The organism is Suttonella sp. R2A3 (assembly GCF_021513215.1).
GTDB lineage: Bacteria > Pseudomonadota > Gammaproteobacteria > Cardiobacteriales > Cardiobacteriaceae > JAHUUI01.
Genome location: NZ_CP090975.1, coordinates 388,396 through 400,056, shown reverse-complemented (window position 1 = coordinate 400,056; position 11,661 = coordinate 388,396). Strand labels below are relative to the sequence as shown.

General features: G+C 47.9%; 11 protein-coding genes. 7 read left to right on the top strand and 4 right to left on the bottom strand.

The genetic code is table 11. The annotated features are described in order from the left end of the window. Positions 1-56: 56 nt before the first annotated feature. The 3 genes from L0B52_RS01940 to dapE form a co-directional block, all read right to left on the bottom strand. Entirely contained in the window at positions 57-479 is a 423-nt protein-coding gene (locus tag L0B52_RS01940) for an organic hydroperoxide resistance protein (RefSeq protein ID WP_235064856.1), read from the bottom strand. 157 nt (positions 480-636) lie between these two features. Continuing rightward, the gene (gene trmA / locus L0B52_RS01935) at positions 637-1,719 is read right to left on the bottom strand and encodes a tRNA (uridine(54)-C5)-methyltransferase TrmA (RefSeq protein ID WP_409202307.1); all 1,083 of its coding nucleotides are present in this window, start codon (positions 1,717-1,719) and stop codon (positions 637-639) included. Further along, on the bottom strand, positions 1,712-2,866 hold the full coding sequence (gene dapE / locus L0B52_RS01930; protein ID WP_235064854.1) for a succinyl-diaminopimelate desuccinylase: 1,155 nt from the start codon (positions 2,864-2,866) through the stop codon (positions 1,712-1,714). Before dapE ends, trmA begins: the two co-directional genes overlap by 8 nt. A 108-nt stretch (positions 2,867-2,974) precedes the next feature. Here dapE and L0B52_RS01925 point away from each other — a divergent pair, with 108 nt between their 5' ends. The 7 genes from L0B52_RS01925 (at position 2,975) to gcvP (ending at position 10,225) form a co-directional block, all read left to right on the top strand. Continuing rightward, entirely contained in the window at positions 2,975-3,751 is a 777-nt protein-coding gene (locus L0B52_RS01925) for an ABC transporter ATP-binding protein (protein ID WP_235064853.1), read from the top strand. Between the two features lie 23 nt (positions 3,752-3,774). Next, complete coding sequence (locus tag L0B52_RS01920; RefSeq protein WP_235064852.1) at positions 3,775-4,542, top strand: transporter substrate-binding domain-containing protein; 768 nt, start codon at positions 3,775-3,777, stop codon at positions 4,540-4,542. A 12-nt stretch (positions 4,543-4,554) separates the two neighbouring features. Continuing rightward, complete coding sequence (locus tag L0B52_RS01915) at positions 4,555-5,256, top strand: ABC transporter permease (RefSeq protein WP_235064851.1); 702 nt, start codon at positions 4,555-4,557, stop codon at positions 5,254-5,256. 5 nt (positions 5,257-5,261) lie between these two features. Continuing rightward, entirely contained in the window at positions 5,262-6,008 is a 747-nt protein-coding gene (locus L0B52_RS01910; protein ID WP_235064850.1) for an ABC transporter permease, read from the top strand. Continuing rightward, on the top strand, positions 6,005-6,775 hold the full coding sequence (locus tag L0B52_RS01905) for a transporter substrate-binding domain-containing protein (RefSeq protein WP_235064849.1): 771 nt from the start codon (positions 6,005-6,007) through the stop codon (positions 6,773-6,775). Before L0B52_RS01910 ends, L0B52_RS01905 begins: the two co-directional genes overlap by 4 nt. A 170-nt stretch (positions 6,776-6,945) precedes the next feature. Beyond that, positions 6,946-7,308: a glycine cleavage system protein GcvH gene (gcvH, locus tag L0B52_RS01900; RefSeq protein ID WP_235064848.1), complete on the top strand. Its 363-nt coding sequence runs from the start codon at positions 6,946-6,948 to the stop codon at positions 7,306-7,308. A gap of 85 nt (positions 7,309-7,393) precedes the next feature. Further along, a complete protein-coding gene (gene gcvP, locus L0B52_RS01895; RefSeq protein ID WP_235064847.1) occupies positions 7,394-10,225 on the top strand; it encodes an aminomethyl-transferring glycine dehydrogenase in 2,832 nt (943 codons plus the stop codon). A gap of 3 nt (positions 10,226-10,228) precedes the next feature. Here the strand turns inward: gcvP and dinB are convergent, their stop codons facing one another. Then, the gene (dinB, locus tag L0B52_RS01890; protein WP_235064846.1) at positions 10,229-11,284 is read right to left on the bottom strand and encodes a DNA polymerase IV; all 1,056 of its coding nucleotides are present in this window, start codon (positions 11,282-11,284) and stop codon (positions 10,229-10,231) included. Positions 11,285-11,661 lie beyond the last annotated feature (377 nt).

The following is an 11,661-nucleotide window of genomic DNA, read 5'->3' as shown; positions in this document are numbered from 1 at the left end:
TCAATAGAAAATAAAAAAGTCGGCGATCGCCGACTTTTTTATGGAAGGGTTACCCTTTAGATATGGATGTTGAAATCGATATCAATATTGCCACGTGTGGCGCGAGAATATGGGCAAACATGATGCGCATCGTCGATGAGCTTCTCAGCGGTTTTTGCGTCCATACCTGGCAGGTGAATGTCAAAAACTACACTGATATCTAAATCTCCCGCGTCTGATTTGGATAATGTTACGTGGCTGTCAATGTTGAAGTCTGCTGGAACATCAATGCCTTGTTTGCCAGCAACCAACTGCGTTGCGCCAATAAAACAAGCCGCATAGCCGGCTGCGAATAACTGCTCTGGGTTAGTGCCTGGGCCACCTTTGCCACCCAGGCTTTCTGGGGTGTCGAGGGTGATATCGAGTTTGCCGTCATCAGATTTCGCTGTACCACTGCGACCACCGTTGACCTTTACTAGGGTTGAATAAAGCTTTGTCATATCGATACTCCTTTAGGTTAAAACCTTATCTTAACGAGTAGCGACAGGGTAATGCCAATAAGGTTTGTTAATAATACTCATTCCTGATTTTGGCCTGCGTCTGCTCTATGACACCACGATAAACTGAATTAATCATGCCGCTAAAAATGAACGATAATTAACGACGCTGCAGTATCACACCAGATTCGATATGCGGGGTAAACGGAAATTGATCGAATAAAGCCGCATCGGTCACCGTATGGGTTTCACTCAATGTTGCCAGGTTGGCAGCAAGGGTTTCAGGATTACACGAAATATAGGTGATTTGAGGGAATTCGCTGAGCAGATTTAGCGTATCTTCGTCAATACCGGCACGTGGTGGATCGACAAGTACCGCAGCAAATTGATAGTCATCTAGCGCGATATGATCTTGTTTAAGTCGGTTAAATTCGCGCACCCCGCGCCAAGCTTGGGAGAATTCTTCTGCCGATAAACGCGCTACTGTGAGGTTAGTACATTGATTGAGGGTGATGTTTTCGCGTAACGCACGAATGCCGCTTTTGCTGATTTCGGTGGCTAAAACGCGACGGTAGCGCTGTGCCAGCGGTAAGGTGAAATTACCATTACCACAATACAACTCGAGCAGATCAGCTTGTGGTTGGTGGTTATGCCGATACGCCCAGTCGAGCATTGCTTCGCAAATCACGCCGTTTGGCTGAGAAAAAGTGCCTTCGTATTGTCGGTATTGATACGCTTTGCCGGCAACAGTCAGGGTTTCGCTGACATGATCACGACTAAGTACAATCTTTTGTTTACGGCTGCGTCCGATAATCGCGCAATTGAGTTGGTTTTGTAAGTCTTCGGCTTCTGCTTGCCAGCACTCATCGAGCTTGCGGTGATAAACCATAGTGATTAAATCATCGCCGCGTAAGGTGCTTAGAAACTCAACTTGAAACAGGCGCTCACGTAACACCTCGCTTGTATTAATCGCGTGCATTAACTCTGGCATCAGTGCATTGATGCGCTGATTGGCTGCAGGCAGTTGATCAAGGCGAATGACGCTATCCGTATGTGCCTTTTCGCCTTGACGCGTCATCACATAGCTGCATTGTCCTTCATCGTGCCAAATGCGGAACTCAGCTCGCAAGCGGTGATGAGTTTCCGGCGATTCGTGGATCTCAATCTCCCCATCATAAAAAGGCGCGAGTAAATCACGTAGGCGATGGTGTTTTTTACGTAGCTGGCTTTGGTAATCAGGCATCATGTGTTAAACCTAATAACGCTAATACGCTGTCTCGGTAAATGGCAGTCAGTGGTTCGAGATCAGCGATACGCACACATTCATTATTTTTGTGAATTGTTGCGTTACTTGGACCAAACTCGACCGTTGCAGCGCCATGTTTAGCAAAAAAACGTGCGTCTGATGTGCCGCCGGCGGTATTAAACGTCACCGTTTGTTGAGTGTGGCGCGTGATGGCTTGACGTAGCGCTTCGGTTAAATCGTGATTATCGGTAGCAAAAGGTTCGCCAGATAAGCGCCAGCTTGTCTCCGTTCGAACACCATATTCTTGGCTAATACGCGCGATAATGGCGTTGGTGCGGTCTTTAATCGACTCAGCGGTGTGCTCGGTGTTATAGCGCCAGTTCATCGCAAGTTTGGCCGTTTCTGGGACTACATTATCAGCCCCTGTACCACCATGGATATTGCTGATTTGACAGGTGGTTGGAGGGAAATGGCTATTGCCTTCATCCCAGATAATCGCGCTTAGCTCTGCGGCCATCGCACTCAGTGCATGGATTGGATTATTGACTTGTTCAGGGTAGGCCACATGGCCTTCTTTGCCAGTTACGCTGAGGTGTAAATGTAATGAGCCACGTCGGCCATTGCGTGCAGTGTCACCCAGCGTATCTTTACACGTTGGCTCGCCAACAATCGCATAATCAATGTGAATGCCGTCGTTTTCAAGCAGCGGTAAAACGGCTTTGGTACCATCGACGGCAACGCCTTCTTCATCGCTGGTAAGCAAAATCGCGAGTGTACCAGGGTGATCAGGGTGTGCTGCAATAATTGCTTCTAAAGCAACCACCATCGCCGCCACACCAGATTTCATATCTGCTGCCCCGCGAGCATAGAGATAACCGTCACGCTCGGTTGGGGTAAACGGTGGGCTGTGCCATTGCGCTTCATTACCTACCGGCACAACATCGGTATGCCCACCAAAGGCAATAATTGGTGCGCCGCTGCCATGGGTTGCCCAGAGATTGCTTGTCTCGTTGATTGAGAGATGACGGCAGCTAAAGCCTGATTGCTGTAGGCGCTCAGCAATAATCGCTTGGCAGTCAGCATCATGCGGGGTGAGCGAGGCGCGCACGAGGAGGTTTTCTAGGAGTTGACGGGTAGCGTGCATGGTGTTTATCGTGACTAAAAGCGAGCTATGATACCATTAACAATCTGATAGACATATCCTAAACGTAATGTACAATAACGGAGCATTATTATTAACGAGGAACCGCGATTGACCACTGTTGCTGCCTTACAAGCGATTGATATTCATAAATCATTTGCTGATCACGAAGTGCTAAAAGGGATATCTTTAACCGCACACAAAGGGGATGTGATTTCGATTCTGGGCTCATCAGGTTCTGGGAAAAGTACGTTTTTACGCTGCCTAAATTTTTTAGAAATGCCCGATAGTGGCGAAGTGCGCCTGGCTGGCGAAACGGTGAACATCAAAGAAGGCCGTAAAGGTAAGCGTACTGCCGGCAATGCGAAACAAATTGCCCGTGTACGCTCAAAATTAGCGATGGTCTTTCAAAGCTTCAATCTCTGGTCGCATATGACGGTCTTGCAGAATTTAATTGAAGCACCGGTCCATGTGCTTAAAGTGCCGAAAAAAGAAGCGATCGAACGCGCTGATGCACTGCTGCATCAAGTCGGTATGTATGAGCGCCGTAATTATTACCCAGCCCATTTATCCGGTGGCCAGCAACAGCGTGCCGCGATTGCACGAGCGCTGGCTATGGAACCTGACGCGCTGCTTTTTGATGAACCAACTTCAGCACTCGATCCTGAGCTGGTTGGCGATGTGTTGCGTGTGATGCAGGATTTAGCCGCTGAAGGGCGTACGATGATTGTCGTGACCCACGAAATGGGGTTTGCGCGCGAAGTGTCTAATAAAGTGGTGTTTTTACACGATGGACAAATCGAAGAACAAGGCAGCCCCGAACAAGTCTTTACTCAGGCGCAATCTGAACGTTGCCGACAGTTTCTCTCAAACAGCTTAAAAGGCTGATTTTTAACAACCAGGAGCTTCAAATGAAAAAAGTAATCCTTTCTGCGGCGATTGCCGCCCTCAGTTTTTCCGCGACTGCGGAAACGTTACGTGTGGCAACCGATGGTACTTATCCACCATTTTCAGAATTAGGCCCTGATGGTGAAATGACCGGATTTGACATCGATATCGCTAAAGCCTTGTGCGCTGAAATGGGTGTGGAATGCGAAGTCAAGCAAGTGGAATGGGACGGGCTGATTCCTGCGCTGAAAACACGCAAAATCGATGCAATTATTGCCTCAATGAATGCCACTGAAGATCGTCGTAAAAGCGTTACCTTCTCTGAGCCGTATTACAGCAACCCAGGGGTGTTTGCTCGTCCGGTAGGCAGTAATGTGGAAATCAGCGAAGCTGGGTTGAAAGGTAAGGTGCTAGGGGTGTTACGTGCCTCAGTATTTGACGATTATGCGACCAACGAACTGGGTGATTGGGTTGAAATTCAGCGTTATGGCTCACAAGATGAGGCGAACTTAGACGCTGTGGCCGGTCGTGTTGACTTTGTTTTTGCGGACAAAATTGTCTTGCAAGATGGCTTTTTACAACGTGATATTGGCCAGGATTTTGAACAGTTCGGCCCAGAACTCACTGAAAAAGAGTATTTTGGCGAAGGGATCTCTATTGCTGTTCGCAAAGAAGAACAGGAACTCGCTGATCGCTTTTCCAAAGCCATCACCGCGATCCGTGCCAATGGTGAATATCAAAAGGTCAATGACAAATACTTTGACTACGATATTTACGGCTTAGATCAATAAGCGACTGCGTCAATGACAGAAACAGGCACATCGATCCTACTCGGTTATGAGCATAACTTGCTCGAAGGGGCGCTCATAACCCTCGAACTTTCGCTTGGCGGCTTAGTACTGTCGCTGGTGATTGGTATAGTGGCGTGTGCGATGCGCTTATCCGGTATTCGCGTGCTTAAATGGCCGTCGGTGTTCTACACCACGGTCGTGCGCGGCGTGCCGGATTTGGTGCAGCTATTTTTGATTTATTACGGTGGGCAATTTTTACTCAATATGCTTGCTGATAAAATGGGCTGGGGTTATCTCGATATGAACCCGTTTATCAGCGGCATCTTTACCATCGGTTTTATTTTCGGCGCGTATATGTCAGAAACTTTTCGTGGCGCTATTTTGGCGATTCCTCATGGACAACACGAGGCGGCAACCGCCTATGCGCTGTCACGCTGGACAACTTTTCGTCGCATCACCTGGCCGTTGATGATGCGTTATGCCTTGCCGGTACTCGGGAATAATTGGTTGGTTTTGCTCAAAACCACCGCTTTGGTCTCGGTAATCGGCCTTAATGATTTAGTGGGCTTTGCTAATCTGGCTGCTAAAAGTACCCGTGAACCGTTTTTATTTTACGCAGCGTCTGCGGTTGGCTTTTTAGTGCTGACTTCATTGTCGCTGGGCGTTTTGTGGTGGTTAAAACGCCGCTACTCGCTAGGTTTTACGGAGCGTTGATCAGTATGTGGCAAGAAGGTTGGCAAACGTTTTTGAATAATTATTGGGTGATCATTGCTGATCACTGGCAGATGTTTATGGGCGGTGTCTGGACGACATTTTGGTTGGTTGGACTTTCCCTGCTGCTAGGTTTGATCATCGCTGTGCCTTTTGGGATGATTCTCGCCTCACGACTGCCGCTGTGGGCAAAAGCTTTTCCCATGGCATTTAGCTATGTTTTTCGCGGGACCCCAATGTTGGTGCAGCTTTATCTGGTGTATTACGGTATTGGTTTGCAGCTCGGCGATGTTGAGGCGGTGCGCGGTAGTGATTATTGGTGGCCGATTTTGCGCCAGGCCTGGCCTTGGGCGTTACTGTCTTTTACCTTAAATACCGCAGCGTATACCTCCGAAATTGTCCGCGGGGCGATAGAAACGGCACCTAAAGGGGAAATTGAAGCAGCAGTGGCGATGGGGATGAGCAAAGGCCTGGTAGCAAGACGGGTTGTGTTACCCAACGCGCTTCGCCGTGCCTTGCCAGCTTATGGTAATGAAGTGATCTTTTTACTACATGGTTCAGCGATTGCTTCGGTGATTACGATTATGGATATCACAGGGGTGGCGCGTAACCTCTATGCTATTTACTACGAGCCTTTTGTACCGTTTATCGCTGCAGGGGTTTTGTATCTGATGATTACCACGACCGTGGTGATGATCTTCCAGCTTGTCGAGCGCGCGCTTAGCAAGCATTTAGTGATAAGGAGACTATCATGAAAAGCTTATTGTTAGCTATTTTAGCGGCGTTATTGGGTTCTGCACTCGCTGCAGATGATTTACGCATTGGGGTTGAAGGTGAATACCCGCCATTTAGTGAGGTCAATACCGAAGGCGAACTGTTTGGTTTTGATATTGATATCGCCAACGCGCTTTGTGAGCAGATGAACCGCGAATGTGAACTGGTGCAAATCAGTTGGGATGGCCTGATTCCAGCGCTGAAAACCGGCAAAATTGATGCGATTGTTGCTTCAATGACCGCCACCGAAGAGCGTAAAAAAAGCGTTGATTTCACCGAGAAATATTACGACAGTAATGGCCGCTTGGTGCTGCGCAGCGATAAAGCTGGGATGATTAACGATGATAATCTTAGCGAATCACTATCGGGTAAAGTACTCGGGGTGCAGCGTGCGACCACCCATGATAGCTACGCAACCAATGAACTCGCTGATGTGGTGGGTGAGATTAAGCGCTATAACTCACAAGATGAAGCCAACCTGGACTTGGTTGCAGGGCGCATTGATATGACCTTGGCCGATCAAGTCGCGATGTTGACTGGTTTTTTAGATACCGAGATGGGCGAAGGCTATAACTTTGCCGCCCCCGCCTTTGACGATACCCAGTATTATGGTGAAGGCGTGAGTATCGCGGTTCGTAAAGGTGATGACGGTTTGCGCGAAGCGTTTAACCAAGCGATTTTAGATATCCGCGATAGCGGCGTTTATCAAACGATTAACGACCAATATTTCTCGGAAGATATTTATTAAGCGATTTGTGCTGATCAAGCACATGATGCCGCCTGCGGTTGTAGGTGGCATTTTTTATTAAGTTGGTGATTTTTGCGCTTCTTGTTCGTACTTAGAAGCGGTGCACAATCGCTGACACAGTGATAAGATAGTCAGTTGTTTCATTGGTGAGAACAGCTTTAGGAGAGATAATGAAAAAATTTAGCAAAGATCATGAGTGGGTTGAGATCGTTGATGGCGTCGGCACAGTCGGCATTACCGATCATGCACAATCAGAATTAGGCGATATTGTATTTGTTGAACTGCCAGAAGTTGGCGCTGAAATCGCTGCTGGCGATGAAGTGGCGGTGATCGAATCGGTTAAAGCCGCTGGTGAAGTTAATAGCCCGGTTAGTGGCGAAGTGATCGAAGTCAACGAAGTGTTGATTGATGAGCCAGGCACGGTCAACAGCAGTGCTGAAGACGATGGTTGGGTTTATAAAATCAAGTTGTCCAATGAGTCAGAATTGGATGATTTGATGGATGAAGACGGCTATCAAGCCTTTATTGCTTAATGCATTAGTATTTAACAAACCATGCGTAAAGAGCTGCATATTGTGCGGCTCTTTTTCATGATTACTATTTTAGGGAACTAACTTCATGAATGATTCACCTTTTGTTACACGCCATATTGGGCCTTCTCCAGAAGATGAGCAAAAGATGCTCGACCAACTGGGTTTTGCTTCATTAGACGCATTTGTTGACCAACTCGTGCCTAATGATATTCGTCGTCAACAAGCACTTGATATCGGCAGAGCGATGAGTGAGGAAGCTGCGCTTGAACGACTGAAAATGATGGCAGATAAAAATCAGGTGTTTCGTTCGTTAATTGGTCAAGGTTATTACAACTGCCATGTACCGAATGTGATTGCGCGCAATGTGCTCGAAAACCCGGCATGGTATACCTCATACACCCCTTATCAACCAGAAATTTCTCAAGGGCGCCTAGAAGCGCTGCTGAATTTCCAAACCATGGTTAGCGATTTAACCGGTATGGATATTGCTAACGCTTCGTTGCTTGATGAAGCAACAGCCGCCGCTGAGGCGATGACGCTGGCAAAAAGACAAAGTAAAGCTAAATCGGACGTGTTTATCGTCGATCGAGGTGTGCACCCACAAACCTTAGCGGTTGTCGAAACGCGTGCTGGATTCTTAGGTATTGAGGTGCGGGTTCATGACTGCGTTAATGGCCTACCAGAAGACGGATTTTTTGGGGTGCTGGTGCAGTATCCGAATAGTGATGGACGCATTGTTGATTGGCAAGCGCTGGTCGAACAAGCACACGCACAAAAAGCGGTTGTAGCAGTAGCGACTGATTTACTGGCGTTAACCTTATTAAGCCCACCGGGTGAATGGGGTGCGGATATCGTGATTGGTAATTCACAACGCTTTGGTGTGCCGCTTGGCTTTGGTGGCCCACATGCGGCGTTTATGGCGACCCGTGAAGCGTATAAGCGTACGATGCCGGGGCGAATTGTTGGGGTATCGATTGATAGCCATGGAAAGCCAGCGTATCGTTTGGCCTTGCAAACGCGTGAGCAGCATATTCGTCGTGAAAAAGCGACCAGTAATATTTGTACCGCACAGGCATTGCTGGCGATTATGGCTGGGTGTTATGCGGTTTATCACGGCGCAGAGGGTTTGAAAGCGATTGCCCAACGCGTGCATGGGTTAACCACTCGTTTAGCAGCGACCCTTCGTGACCAAGGTGTGAATGTTGATCACGAAGCGTTTTTTGACACATTAAGTTTTACTTGTGCCAATCAGGCAGAAGCTGATGCGGTGATTGAGCGTGCACAGACATTACAGTTTAATTTACGCCGTATTGATGAGCGTCGTATCGGCCTGTCTTTAGATGAGCGTAGCGATGAGGCGGAAGTTGAAGCGTTGGTGTCGATTATTAGTAACCGTTCTTTAGCGACATTAGCGGAAAGCGGCAACGCTTTACCACAGGCATTAGTGCGCCAAAGTGGGTTTTTAACCCATCCGGTATTTGCGCGCCATCGCAGTGAAACAGAAATGATGCGTTATTTGCGTCGTTTGTCGGATTATGACTTGGCGCTTGACCGTGCAATGATTCCATTAGGCTCATGCACCATGAAACTCAATGCGGCGAGTGAGATGGTGCCAGTCAGTTGGCCAAATTTTAGCGATATTCATCCGTTTGCGCCTGCCGAGCAAACGGTTGGTTATCGTGAGCTCTTTTCTGATCTTGAAACGATGCTCGCAAAAGCCACAGGCTATCATGCGATTTCTTTACAGCCGAATTCGGGTGCCAGTGGTGAATATGCAGGTTTGCTGGCGATTTTGGCCTACCATGAAAGCCGCGGGGAAGCCCATCGCGATGTCTGTTTGATCCCTTCGTCAGCGCATGGAACAAATCCGGCGTCAGCGGCTTTAGCGGGTATGTCGGTGGTGATTGTTGCTTGTGATAGCGATGGCAATATCGATATCGAAGACCTTAAGGCCAAGCTTGACACCCATCGTGACAAACTTGCCGCGATCATGATTACCTACCCATCAACCCACGGTGTGTTTGAACATCACGTGCGGGAGGTATGTCAATTGGTGCATGACGCTGGCGGGCAAGTGTATATCGATGGCGCCAACTTTAATGCGCTATTAGGGCTGGCGTCTCCAGGTGGCTTTGGTGGTGATGTATCGCATTTGAATTTACATAAAACCTTTGCCATTCCACATGGTGGTGGTGGCCCTGGGGTGGGTCCGATTGGTGTCGGTGAGCACCTTGCGCCATTTTTACCCGGTCACGGTCAGGTTGATGTTGGCGAGCGCCACGGTAAGGTGGTCAGTGCTGCGCCTTGGGGGAGTGCCTTGGTGTGCGTAATCCCTTGGATGTACATGCGTATGATGGGCAGCAAAGGGCTGAAAAAAGCTTCAGCAGTTGCTTTGCTCAACGCTAACTACATCGCTTTGCGCCTCCGTGAAGGCTTTGATGTGCTCTACACCGATGAGCAAGGTCATGTCGCTCATGAATGCATTATTGATGTACGTCCATTTAAAGACCATCAAGGCATCAGCGTTGATGATATCGCCAAGCGTTTGATGGACTTCGGCTTCCATGCGCCAACGATGTCATTCCCTGTGCCGGGTACGCTGATGATCGAGCCGACTGAAAGTGAATCACTCGCAGAATTGGATCGTTTTTGTGCGGCGATGCTTGCTATTCGTGGTGAGATCCAAAATGTCGCTGATGGCGTATGGCCACAAGATGATAATCCTTTGGTTCATGCACCGCATACCTTGGCCGATATTACCGGGGATTGGGATCGTGCTTATGACCGTAAAACGGCAATTTTCCCGCTTGAAGGGATGAATCCAGCGAAATATTTCACCCCGGTGAATCGGGTTGATAATGCCTGGGGTGATCGTAATTTACAGTGTAGCTGTCCATCGATTGAAAGTTACCAATAAGGTCTACCACAAGCTCATTTGTTTGTTCGGCTGCTTGGCAGTCAAGCGGCTAAAAGTTACGCCGACCAAGCGAATGGGTTTATCGAGCGGCACGTCATCAAGCAGTCGATCGAGCCAATAATGGCTGTCAGAGGCGCAGTGAAACGTTGAACTCAGCGTTTTACTGCGCGTAATCTGGCTAAAATCATGATATTTGATTTTAATCGTCACACAATGGGCCATCAGGTTATGGCGGGCTAAATCGCTAAATGCCTGTTCGTTTTGTGTCAGTAGGGCGGTGAAAATATCTTCACGCTGGGTCAAATTGCGGGCAAAAGTCGTTTCGCTGCCCACTGATTTATGTTCACGCTTGGCACTGACTTCTCGGTGATCTTCACCATGAGCAATCGCGGCATAAAACGCCCCTCGCTTACCAAACTCTTTAACCAACATCTTTGGGTCAGCAGCGCGTAAATCGGCGCCAGTGTGAATGTTTAGCCGCGCCATATGCGCAGCGGTGGCTTTGCCTATACCATGAAAACGGCCAATCGGTAAGCTGGCGATAAACGCATCCGCTTCCTGTGGCGTAATCACAGCAATCCCGTTGGGTTTGTTAAGATCAGAGGCAATTTTAGCGAGCATTTTATTAAACGAAACACCGGCAGAAGCGGTTAGGCCTGTTTGCTCAAAAATTTGTCTGCGTAAGTGATTGGCAATACGCGTGGCTGAGCCTTGGAAAAGCGTACAATCGGTGACCTCTAAATACGCCTCATCGAGTGATAAAGGTTCAACGTGCGGGGTGATGGCAAGCATCAACTCACGAATTTCTTGACTGAGTGCACGGTAGCGCGCAAAACGAGGTCGAACAAAGATCAAATCGGCGCAACGACGTTGCGCCTCAGCACTCGACATCGCTGAATGAATACCAAAACGCCTCGCTTCATAACTTGCCGCAGCGATAACCCCACGCGTGTTCGGCAAGCCACCAACCACTAATGGCCGGCCACGGTATTGTGGGGTATCTAATTGTTCGACAGAGGCAAAAAAAGCGTCCATATCGATGTGAATGATTTTGCGCATGCCCCTATTTTATCAGTAATAGTTATCCACAAGGGCTTTTGCGGTGCAGGCAAGGCATTTATGGGGCGTTTATCATTATGAACGGTCTAAAGAATCGACAGAATTTTTTCTAACTTTTTGTCCATAATGCTTTGATTTCAGCAACATAAGATAACTACCTGATAAACAATGGCTTACATCAAATACAATAAAAACAAGGGGTTAATGCCTTATTGTTGAGTAATCACTAATCATGCTATTTATTTTATAGTTCGAGTAGATAATCAGACAAAATATTATGGTATTTTTTTAATCTCATGAGGTGCTTAATTTTTGAGCATCACTCCTGCACACGCTGTCTAGTGGCGATTAATGATTTTTACCCAAGGTTATCCACA